The sequence below is a fragment of the Clostridioides sp. ES-W-0016-02 genome (assembly GCF_020641035.1).
GTDB lineage: Bacteria > Bacillota > Clostridia > Peptostreptococcales > Peptostreptococcaceae > Clostridioides.
On the sequence record NZ_CP061361.1, the window covers coordinates 3595994 to 3610321 of the forward strand.

At 26.7% G+C, this 14328-nt stretch carries 12 protein-coding genes; 4 read left to right on the top strand and 8 right to left on the bottom strand.

What is annotated here, in order from left to right; genetic code table 11:
* Window positions 1–309: 309 nt before the first annotated feature.
* Complete coding sequence (dcm, locus tag IC758_RS16720) at window positions 310–1740, bottom strand: DNA (cytosine-5-)-methyltransferase (RefSeq protein ID WP_227860610.1); 1431 nt, start codon at window positions 1738–1740, stop codon at window positions 310–312.
* 211 nt (window positions 1741–1951) lie between these two features.
* On the opposite strand from dcm, the gene IC758_RS16725 reads away from it, so the two are divergent.
* Window positions 1952–2668 (top strand): PmeII family type II restriction endonuclease, encoded by a 717-nt coding sequence (locus IC758_RS16725; protein ID WP_074136607.1) that lies wholly within the window; start codon window positions 1952–1954, stop codon window positions 2666–2668.
* 243 nt (window positions 2669–2911) lie between these two features.
* Here the strand turns inward: IC758_RS16725 and IC758_RS16730 are convergent, their stop codons facing one another.
* From IC758_RS16730 to IC758_RS16750, 5 genes are all read right to left on the bottom strand, one after another.
* Window positions 2912–3190, bottom strand: coding sequence for a DUF6809 family protein (locus tag IC758_RS16730; RefSeq protein ID WP_227860611.1), 279 nt, complete (start codon window positions 3188–3190; stop codon window positions 2912–2914).
* A 181-nt stretch (window positions 3191–3371) separates the two neighbouring features.
* Window positions 3372–4703, bottom strand: a complete 1332-nt coding sequence (locus IC758_RS16735) for a replicative DNA helicase (RefSeq protein ID WP_227860612.1) — start codon at window positions 4701–4703, stop codon at window positions 3372–3374.
* 12 nt (window positions 4704–4715) lie between these two features.
* The gene (locus tag IC758_RS16740; RefSeq protein ID WP_227860613.1) at window positions 4716–5459 is read right to left on the bottom strand and encodes a hypothetical protein; all 744 of its coding nucleotides are present in this window, start codon (window positions 5457–5459) and stop codon (window positions 4716–4718) included.
* A gap of 20 nt (window positions 5460–5479) precedes the next feature.
* Window positions 5480–5794 carry a hypothetical protein gene (locus tag IC758_RS16745; protein ID WP_227860614.1) on the bottom strand — a complete coding sequence of 105 codons (315 nt, stop codon included), beginning with the start codon at window positions 5792–5794 and terminating at the stop codon, window positions 5480–5482.
* A 3-nt stretch (window positions 5795–5797) separates the two neighbouring features.
* A complete protein-coding gene (locus IC758_RS16750; RefSeq protein ID WP_070112955.1) occupies window positions 5798–5992 on the bottom strand; it encodes a helix-turn-helix transcriptional regulator in 195 nt (64 codons plus the stop codon).
* 141 nt (window positions 5993–6133) lie between these two features.
* Here IC758_RS16750 and IC758_RS16755 point away from each other — a divergent pair, with 141 nt between their 5' ends.
* The 3 genes from IC758_RS16755 (at window position 6134) to IC758_RS16765 (ending at window position 8994) form a co-directional block, all read left to right on the top strand.
* A complete protein-coding gene (locus tag IC758_RS16755; protein WP_227860615.1) occupies window positions 6134–6994 on the top strand; it encodes a helix-turn-helix domain-containing protein in 861 nt (286 codons plus the stop codon).
* 91 nt (window positions 6995–7085) lie between these two features.
* Window positions 7086–7838: a Fic family protein gene (locus IC758_RS16760; RefSeq protein WP_227860616.1), complete on the top strand. Its 753-nt coding sequence runs from the start codon at window positions 7086–7088 to the stop codon at window positions 7836–7838.
* On the top strand, window positions 7828–8994 hold the full coding sequence (locus IC758_RS16765; protein ID WP_227860617.1) for a tyrosine-type recombinase/integrase: 1167 nt from the start codon (window positions 7828–7830) through the stop codon (window positions 8992–8994). Before IC758_RS16760 ends, IC758_RS16765 begins: the two co-directional genes overlap by 11 nt.
* A gap of 115 nt (window positions 8995–9109) precedes the next feature.
* On the opposite strand, the gene IC758_RS16770 is transcribed toward IC758_RS16765, so the two are convergent.
* Together IC758_RS16770 and IC758_RS16775 are read right to left on the bottom strand one after the other, a co-directional pair.
* Window positions 9110–9340, bottom strand: a complete 231-nt coding sequence (locus IC758_RS16770) for a hypothetical protein (RefSeq protein WP_114108499.1) — start codon at window positions 9338–9340, stop codon at window positions 9110–9112.
* Between the two features lie 248 nt (window positions 9341–9588).
* Window positions 9589–14160 (bottom strand): SIR2 family protein, encoded by a 4572-nt coding sequence (locus IC758_RS16775; RefSeq protein WP_227860618.1) that lies wholly within the window; start codon window positions 14158–14160, stop codon window positions 9589–9591.
* Between the last annotated feature and the right edge of the window lie 168 nt (window positions 14161–14328).

Consider the following 14328-nt stretch of genomic DNA (forward strand, 5'->3'; position numbering starts at 1 on the left):
TTATGCTTTATTTATAAAATTACACATACATTTTTAAAGTTAGACATACATCTTTAAAAACCTTTAATTTATGCTACTTTTTTTCTAAAAATAACAAATATATAGCTCAATATTTTTAATAAATATATAAAAATCATATATACAAAAAATTAAGTTATGACTAGTTTATAAATAAGTACATAATAAAATTAAAGAGAGCAATTTTTTTGCTCTCTTTCAAAATTTATATTAAATTGTAATAATAAAAATAAAAACGCTAGTTATCTAAGGCTAATATTTTCAACGATTGTATAAATATCTACATAACAATTAAATTACACACTCTTCTTCAGTTACTGCAACTTCCTCAGTGACATATATTTTTTCTATTTTATTAAGGTAATCTACTATACTTAATCCAACAGCCTTTCCTAGCTTAACAGGAACTGCATTTCCTATCTGCTTATACACCTGACTAACTGACCCTGTAAACTCCCACTCATCAGGAAAACTTTGAATTCTAGCATACTCTCTAGTTGTGAATGGTCTAGTCTCATCTGGATGACACCTTTCAGTTTGCTTTTGTGCAGGACTACATGTTAAAGTTAGGCATGGTTCATCCCAACTTATTCGCCTTGCCATACCTCTTTTTCCGCCACCGCTATAATAACTTTTTCCCATATAATCTCTTGCCACCTCATCTGGTAAATCTATCCAACACCCACCCGGTGGTACCATATCTAACACTTTTTTCTTCCTCTCAGGATATCTAGCTCCTTCCGATTCTGGAACATTTTTAAGTGCATCTCTTAATGTAGCAACATATTCAAACGGCTTCGGGAACTTAAAATCCACATGTGACAAATCTTTTCTTGTTCCTATTATAATAACTCTTTCTCTCTTTTGTGCAACTCCATAGTTCACAGCCTTTAGTATCTCATATTTTACATTGTATCCAATCTCGCTAAATACATCTATCATAGTCTTTAATGTTTTTCCATAATCATGAGATACAAGACCTCTAACATTCTCTGCTAAAAACACCTTAGGCTTTAACTCTTCTAGAATTTTAGCATATGAATAAAACAATGTCCCTCTTACATCCTCTAACCCTAGCTTCTTACCCGCATAGCTAAATGCTTGGCATGGATAACCACCTGATAGCAAATCTATCTCTATATTATTATCAATATAATTCTTTATTCCTTTTTCTGCTATTTTAACAATGTCACCCTGTATAACATTCCAGTCTGGTCTATTTAATTTTAATGTATCACAAGCATATTTATCCCATTCTACTAATCCAACCTCTTTAAAACCAGCTTTTTCAAGGCCTAATGCTAATCCTCCTGCTCCTGCAAATAATTCAACACATGTATATGCTCTTTTAGCTAGTACATTACTTATATCTATATGTTTATTACTTTTATTTCTCTCTTTAGGATTTAATTCATATTCACTGAGTTCTTTATATGTACAATCTCTATGCTCTATATAATCTTCATTACTGCTACAAATATTTGTAAATTTCAGTTGCTTTTCATTTATATCTTCCAAACACATAATTTCATCGAATCCAATATCTAGCACTTCACATAATTTTTCTACATTACTTTTTATAGGTGTAAATTTTTCTGATAATATTGCAGATAACTGATTCTTAGTTATGCCCATATTTAATGCCAGTTGATTCTGACTTCTTATATTTTTCTCTTTCATAATTTTTCTCACTCTATTTTTATCAATAGTTATTTTTTTCATTTAGTTCACCTCTTATAGATAATATACCCTTAAATAGTTAATAAAATACATTAACTATTTAAGGATATATTATCATAATTCTAATTTTTATGTAAGTAGTTATAAAAACTTAAAATAAAATATCTGTAAACAACCTAATATTACCTCATAATTTTACACATTATGGAATATATTGTATAATGACATTAATACTTTTTAGGGGGATTATTTTATGACTGAATTAGAAAAACAAGAAATACTAGATAAAGCCAAAGATTTTTTCACCAATACTTTGGTTGCTAATCATAAAAAGAATACTATTAAGTTAAATTTAAAGGCATTTAATATAAATCCTTTTTTAGTTAAATACTTAGCTAGTTTCTTAACAGGATCAAATAAACCTGAAGATATTGCTAAAGCATTGATTTATCCAAGAGTTTTAGGTACTTCAATTAATACTTCCTTTGGAACTAATTTACAAAAATTCTGTATTACCACTTTAGATGGTTTTGCCTCTACAACTTCTGGCATTGATATAGAGTTTATTGATTGTATTGATGGTAGAAGGAAATTCTGTCAAATTAAAGCTGGACCAAACACTATTAATAAAGATGATGTTAAAACCATAATTGACCACTTTAGCTCAGTTAAAAGACTTGCTAGAACAAATGGACTTTCATTATCTTATAATGACTTAATTGTTGGTGTTTTTTATGGAACAGAAAATGAGCTTAATGCTCACTATAAAAGAATTAATGAAGAGTATCCAGTAGTTGTTGGTCAAGATTTTTGGTATAGGCTTACTGGTGATGAAAATTTTTATTTTGATTTAATAGATACAATTGCTCAATCTGCTTTAGAAGAGGATTGTACTGTTTTACTTAATGATACAATATCCAATCTAGCTGATGAAATTTCTAAAGATAAATCTTTATTCAATCAAAAGTAATATAAAAATGATTAAATAGCATAATTTACATTTTTAGATATTTAAAAATAATATTCACCAAACAAAATTATTAAGTAAAATGAAATGTATCTTATAAAAGCTGAGCTATAAGTAAATCTTTGTAAACACAAATTTACTTATAGCTTTTTTATGTTCAAAAAACACAAATTATATACTATTTAATCTATTATAAACTTTTATTTGTTATACCTTCTACTAAATTTCTAACATCTCTTATATAAATTAACTATTTAATAATTCAATCATAAATCTAGCTCCTGCCTTAAAACCAAGCTTATAACCAAGTTCTCTTTCAATCTCTATAACTGAATTAAACAAATCATTTAACTCTATCAACACATCCATTTTCTCTTCTTCTGATAAATTTTTTTCTAGTAATTTGTTAACTTTCTTAATTTCTTTACATCTATCATTATAATACTCATCTTTTTCTAGTACTTTCCTATACATATGTTCATTTATCCAATAATCAAAATATATTTCTATAATTTCATCATACATTTTAGTACCTCCTTGACTTTCATCTGGTACTTAATATATACTTAACTTGTGTAGGTTAGTGTACATTAAGTACCTAATTTATAAAGGTAGTTGTTATATTTATATGGCAACTACCTTTTTCTAATAAATTTTTCAATCTAAATACTATATATTTTAAATCTTTATTGCATACAATTAAGGATTATATACTTACCTTCTTACATTCCTTAAAAGAAAACAAACTTCCTATATACCAATAAGGTCTAAAACCTGATTCCCCATCTCTATTTTTAGCAACTATAATCTCACTTAAACTAGCTCCAAAACCTTTTTCTCTACACCTTAATTCTTTTATATCCTCTATTCCCATTGTCTTACAATAATCAAGAGCCTCTTTCTCTGTAGGTCTATGAATATATATAACTGAATTAGAATCCATATATATCTGTTTTGAACTTCTCATTACTCTATCACCTTTTGGTCTTTCATCCTTCAATTCATCATTTAATTGAGCCAACTGTATAATTGGAATATTAAAGTCTAAAGTAATCTTTTTTATTTGCCTTGATAAATCAGCAAATTTAGCTTCTCCAACTTCTTTACCTTCATAATCCAAAATCTGAAGATAATCAATTATAACAACATCTGGTTTAATACTTTTTATCTCCCTCTTAATTCCTGATATTGTATTCACTGAATCATTAATATATAGATTATTCTCCTGATTTAAAGTACTTAAAGCATTTATGTATTTAATTATTTCTTCTTCATTTAGATTTCTATTCTTCATTTTTACAACTGATATTCCAGTTAAAGAAGCTATGTTTCTAAACAAAATTTGTATATCACTCATTTCACCACTTATAAAAAGTACTTTTTTACCTTGAAATACTACATTTCTCATTATCTGTAAGGCTAGTGCTGTTTTTCCTCTTCCACTTTTGGCCGCTATTGTAATTAATTCACCACTATATAGACCTCCAATAGTTTCATCTAAAAATTTTATTCCTATATTGATACCTTCTTCAATTTCATCATTTATATATTCAAAGGCTCTTTCTGATATAGCTGTTATACTAGAATCCTTCTTAACCAATTTCTGATTGACTTCATTAATGTATTTTTCTAATTGATATATAAGTGTATTATCATCTATTTCACCTAATTTGAATTTATTAAATTTATCAATTATATTTCTATTTTTATATTTTTCAATAACTATCTCAATATAATGAGATACATTACCTATAGTTGGAACTATTGTTGATAGTTTTGTCAAATAACTTATACCTCCAACATAATCTATAAGCCCCTTTTTCTTTAAATCTTCTGTAAGAGTTATTATATCTATAGGCTCATCCCTTTTATGTATATCTTTCACTGAATTGAATATATGTTTGTGTTCTTGATGATAAAACATATCTTCACTTATTAATATTTCAATCTCTTCCATTTTCCTCGAATCTAGTAAAATACTACCTAATATAGATTGTTCTGCTTCTGTGTTCTTAACTAAATTACTCATATTATCCATAATATAAACTCCCTACCACTTTAATTGTGAATCATCTGGACTATATGCTTCTGCATCTACTTTGACATTAATTGATTTATCTTGATAATTGCCTTCTAATATCTTAATAAAATTATTTGGGCTCATTATCCAATCAAAATTTGCCTTCCAACCTTTTTCATTGCTTCCATTTAAAAAACTAGTTTTACTAACTATATGAATAATTTCTAATACAGTCTCTTTATCATATTCTTTTATCCTAGCATTAATTACTTTTTTTCTAGCCTCTGTAAGTTTCTTTACTTTTGATAGTTCTGTACAAGTATTATTGAATTTTTCTATAATTTCACTGTATATTTTACTTTTTTCATTATTTACATTCTTGTTAGTTGTTAGTTGCTTGTTAATTACATGTTGATTAGTCTGTTGATTTTCTTCATTAGATTGATATAGCTCCCAGTTTTCAATAGTTATAAGCCTATTTTTGTTTGTTGATTCATTTGTTAGAAATCCATATCTTTCAAATTTCTTTAAAGCAGTTCTTACATTCTGAATACTTACATCTTTTGAACACATATTTGCTATACTTTCCAAAGATGTTATTAACTGTCCTGATTTAACTTCATATTCTTTACCTCCATAAACCCATTTATTAGGCTTATGATTAACTGACAGTAATAAGTTTATGAGTATATCTCTTTGTTTGGAATTACAATCTTTATATAGTGGGCTTTCTTTTATCTTTCTATGAAGCTTTATCCAACCTAGATTACTCAAGTACTATCACCCACTTAAACCTATAATTTTATACCATTTGCATTTTCAATAAACCAATCATCTAGTTTATTTTTTATTATATAAACTCTATTATCTATCCATATACAAGGAAATCCTTTATTTTTAGAATGACATAACTGTCGAAACTTTGATTCCCCTATTGGATAAGTTTTAGAAGCTTCTTTACAAGTGATAAGTTGAGCTTTATCTCTTCTATATGTCTGTATCTCCTTGTACCCTTTTGCCTTTTCTTGTGCTTCTTGTTCTTGCTTTACAAGTATATTCAATGTAGCTTGTAGTGTTTTAAGAACTTCCAGATTATTTGTATCTGCCATACATCATTCCCCCTTATCAAAAAATAATTCTTCTACGCTTGTATCTAGTTCTTGAGCCAATTTTAACATCAACATATTACTTGGATTTTTTGATTTGCCTCTTTCCAAAGAAGATAAATAATATCTTGAAATACCAACTTTCTCAGCTAATTCATATTGCTTTATACCTTTTTCAATTCTTTTTAATTTGAGCTTCATTGATTTCCTCCTTCCTCTCATACCCATATTGTGCCTTTTTATCTTTCTATAAAACAGAATAACACCCATTTCGTGCTTTGTCAATATATTTAAGTGTATTAATACACCCATTTCGTGCTATAATGTATTTGAGGTGAAATTATGATAAATAGTACAATCGGAGAAAAGATTAAACAATATAGAAAATCATTAAATATGTCAAGAGATGAGCTAGCTAACAAAATTGGTTGTTCAGTTCATGCTATAGCTAAATATGAACAAAACCAAAGAAAACCTAATTTAGATATGATAAAAAAAATATCTACTGCTTTATCAATTCCTATAAATAGACTTATTATTGAAGAAAATGATTTAGATACTTCAACAAATAATTATACTAATTTAAAAGAATTTGATTCAGTGGTAAAAACATTTGATAATTACTCAGCAAAACTCATCGGAAATAATATAAGCAAATTTAGAAACATAAATAATATCTCTGTCAAAGAGCTCTCAGAAAAAATAAATTGCTCTGAAAATGAAGTTATAAATTATGAAAATGGAACAAAAATGCCTAGAATTGAAATATTAAAAAAAATAGCACTTGCTACTTATGCCAATATTGAAGATTTATTTGGATTCCCATTAGAAGAGATAAAAATAGATAACCAAACAATCCTTTATAGAAACCCTCAGACTGGATATATTGTAAATGACTTTCTTATTGATTTTATAAATAAAGATATTGACATAGATAATACTCCAGTTTCTCATTATATAGACAAGTCTGAGTTTGATTTAGTGATTTATATATTAGAAAATTATGGTTATGATATAAAGACAGACTATAAAACAAAGTTTGAAATTATAGACAATGCAGACACAATAAAACCAATTAACTTAAACTTTTCTGACTTCAAAGACTTCTCTAAAAATCTAAATTGGGTGATAAATAGTCTTGTTGAAAATTTTATACAAGAAAATTCTAATGGTATTATTGAAGATGAGGATGAAGAATATTAGTATTGCACATTTTTAAAATATTGGTTTACTTATTAACTTTTATACATTCATAGTTAATAAATAAAAATTAGATATGGAAGGAGCTACAATCATGAATAAATCATATATACCAAAATACATATATAAATTCCCTACTAACCTACCTCATGGAGATAAAAAATATACTTTAACATATATTAGAAGAATGATAAGTGAATTTGTATATGATATGGGTAACCTAGAAAATAACCCCTTTACATTCCCAGAAGTACAAACATTACTTGATGGTATAACAGTGGGTGGACATAAATTAAGTGACCAAAATCAAATACTAAATATAAAATCATCATGGGATTATGTAATAAAATTAAGTAACAAAGAAAACTTATCTTTAAATAAAGATACAATTTGCTCTATACATAAAATAGTTGCAAGAGATGAAGCTCTAATCGTTGGAGATTTCAGAAATGGTAATATAGGTATAGCTGGTACTACTAAATATGAGTGCATAGAAGCCACTCTATTAAATGATTTATTTATAAGTGACATAAGTATCGTAAATAAAATAACTAACCCCTTAGAAAAGGCTATAATAATAAATTTATGGTTGTCCTATTGTCAATTCTTCTATGATGGTAACAAAAGAACTGCTAGACTTACCTCAAACTTAATACTTATAAGTAATGATATAGGAGTTCTATCAATACCAGCTAAACATAAACAAGAATACAACACATTAATGCTAAACTTCTATGAAACACTAGAAGCTGATGAAGTTATAAAATTCTTATTGGAGAAATGTATTACATTCTTTGATGGATATAACTATAAATCATATAAGGAGCTGTTTAAAAATGGCAACTAAAAGAGCTAATGGAGAAGGCTCTATCGGAAAATATAAAGATGGTTGGCGTTCACGTATAATGATTGGTTACAATGAAGATGGTAAACCAATAAGAAAAGAATTTTATGGTAAAACTCAAAAGGAAGTTAAAGATAAATTAGATGCTTATAAAAAACAATATTATTTAAGCTCTGATATTTCAGATGATAAAATAACTTTAGAACATTGGTTTTACAATTGGTTGTTTGAATATAGAATAAAAGATTTAAAACCCAAGTCATTTGAAAGATATGAAAGCATATATCGTAATTATATTAAAGATACTGATTTAGGTAATGTTAAGTTAAAGGACTTAAGAGTATCTCACATACAAAAATATTACAATAGATTGCTTGATTCCAATAAAAGTATACCTACTATAAGGCAAATAAACACTAAACTTAAAACCTGCTTATCAGAAGCTGAAAAACAATGTCTTATACAACGTAATTATTGCACTATGGTAAATATACCAGTTGAGAAAAAAGAAAATAAGCTTGAAATATTGACTCTTGAACAACAAAAGAGTTTTATAAAAGCTATAGAGGGTCATAAATTAGAGGTATTATTTTTACTTGCTCTTGGTACTGGACTTAGATTAGGAGAATTATTAGGACTTAAATGGTTTGATATTGATTTTAAGAGTTCTAATTTAACAGTTAAAAGAACTCTTCAAAGAACATATCTTATAGATAAAAATGGAAATAGAGAGCTTAAAGTATTAGAACAAGAGCCAAAGACATCAAATTCTTACAGAACTGTGCCTATTCCAAAGGATGTCTTAAACAAATTGAAAGAACATAAAGTAAATCAAAATACAGATATATTAAAGGCTGGAGAATTATATAGAAATGATAATTATGTATTTTGCAATGAATTAGGTGTTCCTATAGATGATAAAAGACCTTTAAGGAATTTAAAATCTATATTAAACAGCTTAAATATAGAGCCTATAAAGTTTCATGGTCTTAGGAAAACTTATGCAACTAGACTTTTTGAGAATGATGTCCCTCCTAAAACTGTACAAGTTTTAATGGGTCATTATGATATATCAATAACTTTAAATATATATACTCAAGTTATGGAAGATAAGAAGGTTGAAGCTGTAGAAAAGTTGGATAAAATATTTTCATTGTAAAAATCAAATACATATAAATATTATGATTTCATATAGTTAATTACAAAACCAAAATAAGGATACAAATTAATTTCATATTATCTTGTATCCTTAATTCGTATCTAGTTTTAACTATTTATCTTGGATAGCCTTTATGATACATTAATCCATTTTCTAGCATTAATTCTTGAGCCAAGTATATATGACCCTTACAGTGCATATCTGATACACCCTCACTTATAAGTTTATATGTTTCAGAAGTATATAAATAATCCATACTTTCTTCCAAGCTTTTTCCTGTCTGTTTGGAAAATTCTAATATGATTTTTTTATATAGTGATTGTAACAATGTCTTATTAGCTTCCATAAAAACTATACCTGCTCTTTCAAATATTTGTTTATCCTATTTTGACTAACTATATATTTATTAGTTATTTAATTAGCCATAATAATTCGGCTATAAGATATTTATAATCTAATCTCAATTATATAAATCTTTTTACCAATATTTAATAATCAAAATATTGCACTTAATTAACTATCTTATAAGTATTGATAATAAAACCTGTCTTCTTAAATATACTTAAATAAAATTTCTATAATTATATCAAGGTATTAATATTCACTCTCTATTGTCTCTCCTACAAGTCTATTTTCTCCATTTAGGGTATATACTCCTGATATAGTTGGTTGTATGTATTTTCTATCCATATATGGTTCTTCTAAAACTCTTTTTTCTGCTAGCATTGTCCAAAATACACTATATCCTTGTTCATTAAGATATTTTAAGAAAATTTCCTTATTAATAAAGAATCCTATATCTTCATTAAGTAATTCACTACTTTCAAAACAAACAACTTCACCATAATCATTGTATAGAATTGAATCTCCCTGACCATATCTCAATTTCAACTCATAAAATAGAGTACTACAAGGTTTATGCCATGTGTCAGAAAAGTCTTCTTGAAATATGTCACCTTCTCGTTCAGTAGTATAACTATAAGTTGGCAATAATACTTTATAATCCTTTTCTAAGATATTCTTATGTTCATCTATTTGTACCCACTCTTCTCCACAATAATATGAATTTTGAAAAAAGTAATATCCATCTGCCCAATAATATTCCTTATTATAAAGAGTATAATTACTATTAGGTTCAGTAAGCCATCTACCCATAAAGTCTTTTCCCTTTAGATCATTCACTATTGGTTCTAGTTGGTCATTTTTAATTATATAGCTATTGATTAATACCCACATATCTTTTTCAGGATTTTTATAGTTCTTATTTTTAAAATCATTTTCCTCCTTCCAAGTATACCATCCATTAAGTAATAAAAAGTCTTGATTTTTGTAAACACTATTTACCATATCATTTATGCTTGGTAAATCACTAAAATCTCCTAACCACTCATTATTAGGTATTGGAGAAAATTGAAATAATTGATTATGTACTTTTTTATTGTTATTATTATTTATTACTGTCATGACAGTTGGATCAATATTCCTAATATCTGGCTCAAATGTACCCTTACAATAAATTTCTTTTTTAGTACCATAAGCATTTGTATACACTTCTATCTTATAATTATCAGCAGCTTGCGCTGCAAGTTCATATAATGCAATCCATTGATATTTCTTTCCTATTCTTTCATATTTACTATCTCTTAATCTACCATTTTGTACTGTTCTATCAAATTTACCATGTTTATTTACATCATATCCCATGTCAAAAACTTTCTTAATAGCTATATTCTTTAAATCGTTATAGTCTAGACCTTTCCATTTATGGAAATAGTGTTGGAATATATATCTTCCAAAATCTCCATACCATCCTGGTTGTCCATCTCTAGTATATTCTACTACCATAGAATCTAAGATAGTGTTTTGACTCCAATAATAATCTTTAAAATCTGATGCCTTATAGTCATACTTATATCCCTCAATTTCTTCATCAGTTGGTACTTTAGGAAAAATTGATTTATATGGTGGTTCAACATCCATATCTTTTAATACTGAACTATCAATTTTATATTTTGCATAATCTACAATATTTTTTGCATAATCTCTTAATAAAATATTGGGATAAACATAATCTACATCAAATATTTTATTATATACATAAACTGCCAATGCCTCTATCATCTCTTCTGATTGCTCTGATACAACACATCCAAATGCAACTGCATATAATCGTTCAATAATATATGGGTCATCTACATCTTCAAATGTTTTAAGTAAATCTATTACAATATTCATTTTCCCTGTTAATAGATTTACAAGAGCTTTTGTACTTTTATCTCTTAAGTTTCTATTTGAAGAAATTAAAAACGTTGCAATCATCATAGCTGACAATCTAATTGTTTCATTTGAAGTATTATCAAAACCTTTAGAATCAAAGCACCATCCTAATAATCGCTTAATAGAAGACTCTTCTTCTTCATAAATTTCATTAAATATAGGTATAAAGATAGCATCTCTATCTGCCATAGTATTTTGTAAAATATATTTTACTATATAATCTGCATTTAATGTATGATTAACCTTTGTAGAAATTAAGATAAGTACATTATAAAAATCTATTTTATAATAAGATTTACCTAAAACTATTTTATTAATATAATCTAGTGTTTTTTCAGTAATTGTAGATTTCTTACGCCATATTAGTGCATTAATAAATGCACTAATAACATTATAATTTGTTTCTTTATCTTTAAAAACTTCAAAAACTTCATTAGGTATATCTGAGCCTGTCTCTTCAGATAAAACAATTGCCAATACTTCTAATATATCCTCATATTCTACTAAATATTTATACTTATGTGAAAAATCTACTACCCCAATTTCTTTTAACTCTTTAACCAACAAATTTGCATATAAATAATCTTCTAACTTCTCATATGTCACATGCATATATTCTTTATCATTTAAATTGACTGTTTTATTAACTATTCCATTTGCTATAAGTTCATCTATTATCACATTGTTAATCTTATACTTACTTGCAATATTTATTATAATCTCTACACACTTGTTTGCTGGTATTAAATTATTCCCAAGACCATCTCCATATTTATATTTAATCATTTCATTAAGTACTTCTGTAACTACATTGGCATGTCTACTATAATTGCATGATTCAGATATTCTAAGATTAAGTATATTCAAATAATTTTTATAAATATCTGTAAAACTAATAGTATCTAAGTTAATCTCTTCTCCTTTAAAAGTTTCACACATAATTCTCAAAAAAAGAGGGTTTCTAAATTCTTGATTTGGCATTGGAATATTAGAATAAGGTATTCCATAATAATCAAAATACTTTTTCATAGCTTTATGTTCTATACTAGAAAATCCTTGATGCTCTATAAAAACCAAATTCTCTTTTAACTTGTTATTATTATCTATTAAAGATGGTATATATTCACTTCTTATTGATAATATTAGTCCAATCCATGGATATTTCTTTATCTGTTCTACAATACCATTTAAATAATATTTCCAAAGCTCTTTTCCTTGACCTTCATTCAATGCATCTATAAATAATATCACACGCTGTTGCTCTTTTTCTCCTATTTCATTAAGTATTTCTAATAATTCTTCAAACTCACACTCAATTTCTAATATTTCTAACATATGTTTAATTGGTGTTTTATCCAACTTAAAATGTTGCCCTAAAAATAATATAGACTTATGCCCATCCATATTTCTTTTCTCAATAGTATGTGCAATTATATGAGATTTCCCCATACCACCTGCACTATGTAATAAAATATAAGGGCTATTAACTACTTTTATTTCCTTAGAATCCAAATATTTTATATATACATAGATATCTTTTTGAGTCTGCTTCAATTTGTATATTTCATCTTCTCTTTTTTTACTTTTTTCACAGTCTTCATTTACAATTATATTTTTAAAATTATTTATTCTATTATCAAGTGCTGCACTTATTTTTTCAAAGTGCTTTTTTAACAACTTGACATCTAATCTTTCATTAGTTTTATCATAAAATTGTTGTATTATTTCTTCTATAACTAGTACATCTACTTCCACTTCATTTATTTTCCGTTTCTTTATACTCGATAGAACTTTATCTGTTTTCTCATCAAAACGATGTTTAAATTCTTCATTTTTTCCTAATGCATTAAACGTATTTTCTAAACTCAATTCTACATTCAATTCTGGTAAATATCTATCTCCAAGGTTTTTTATCTGTATATCATTCTGATTTTGAAACCATTTCTCTGTTAATCTACAAGATAAATTAGTTAACCTACTTTCCTTTAAAGACCTATCTTTTAATCTTCTATATTCATCTGGCAAAACTATTTGCAAAATTCGTTCAAGTATTATTCTTACACATTCATGCTTACCTTCAGGATACATAATGGTTTGTGTATAATATTCATTTTCTAACTCTATTCGTCTATGTTTCTTTTTCTCACTACTAACTGGAATAATAGCATAATGACCCATTCCTGCCTCTGATACTTGCTGTAATAATTCCAACGGTCTATCCTTTTCCAAACTACATCCAAGAAATAACAACTCTTTACTTGTATATACTTGTGTAAGCATCTTTCTCAATTCATCATTACTATATGCTTTTTCATATTGTTCTTTTGTTAACACAATAGATGTTATAGGCTCTGTAATATCCCCATGAATTTTATACAATACTAATTCATTATTTCTAAGTGCATTATTTAATGCTTCAAAGTGACCTGGATGTGACACTAAAACTGTTTTATTGTGTAATCCATAATTTTTTTCTAGTACTTTATCATAATTAGTAGTTATAATTAATCCTGAGCCAAAAATTATAGGAATTAAATAGACACATTTATCAATAAAATCGTCTTTATCTTTTGCATCCAGATAACCTGCCCCAAAAACTTTTTTTAAATGTTTAGAAAATCTAACTTTCGCCAATTCTTCATATAAAAACTCTGCTTTTTTTTCATAATCCTCTATTTTTTTAAATAAAATTTTATCCTCATCTTCTAAATATTCTTCACTTGTGTTATTTAAAAATGTACTCCATGAAGGATATATATCTTTAAATAACATAGACATGCCTGCTCCAATATATGGGACTACATAACCAGCTTTAATTGCATTTACCAGTTCATCAAAATTTTTTTGATTGTAAGGCTTATTAAATTCCATAATTTCTTCAAATGTCATTATTCCCTCCTAAACTATCTCTTAATAATTACTGTCATGATACCTATTTTCTAATTTTATTATATCATCCCCATTCTCTTTTTTTACTACAATTCTATATTATATAATGAGTTTACTTACTTGAATTTGTTAGTAATATAAAACGTTCTTTCAAGATAATTACAATTT

Bases quoted from the DNA above. Each gene is read 5' to 3' on its own strand.
- dcm (WP_227860610.1), bottom strand. From the start codon at position 1,740: ATGAAAAAAATAACTATTGATAAAAATAGAGTGAGAAAAATTATGAAA.
- IC758_RS16725 (WP_074136607.1), top strand. From the start codon at position 1,952: ATGACTGAATTAGAAAAACAAGAAATACTAGATAAAGCCAAAGATTTT.
- IC758_RS16730 (WP_227860611.1), bottom strand. From the start codon at position 3,190: ATGTATGATGAAATTATAGAAATATATTTTGATTATTGGATAAATGAA.
- IC758_RS16735 (WP_227860612.1), bottom strand. From the start codon at position 4,703: ATGGATAATATGAGTAATTTAGTTAAGAACACAGAAGCAGAACAATCT.
- IC758_RS16745 (WP_227860614.1), bottom strand. From the start codon at position 5,794: ATGGCAGATACAAATAATCTGGAAGTTCTTAAAACACTACAAGCTACA.
- IC758_RS16750 (WP_070112955.1), bottom strand. From the start codon at position 5,992: ATGAAGCTCAAATTAAAAAGAATTGAAAAAGGTATAAAGCAATATGAA.
- IC758_RS16755 (WP_227860615.1), top strand. From the start codon at position 6,134: ATGATAAATAGTACAATCGGAGAAAAGATTAAACAATATAGAAAATCA.
- IC758_RS16760 (WP_227860616.1), top strand. From the start codon at position 7,086: ATGAATAAATCATATATACCAAAATACATATATAAATTCCCTACTAAC.
- IC758_RS16765 (WP_227860617.1), top strand. From the start codon at position 7,828: ATGGCAACTAAAAGAGCTAATGGAGAAGGCTCTATCGGAAAATATAAA.
- IC758_RS16770 (WP_114108499.1), bottom strand. From the start codon at position 9,340: ATGGAAGCTAATAAGACATTGTTACAATCACTATATAAAAAAATCATA.
- IC758_RS16775 (WP_227860618.1), bottom strand. From the start codon at position 14,160: ATGACATTTGAAGAAATTATGGAATTTAATAAGCCTTACAATCAAAAA.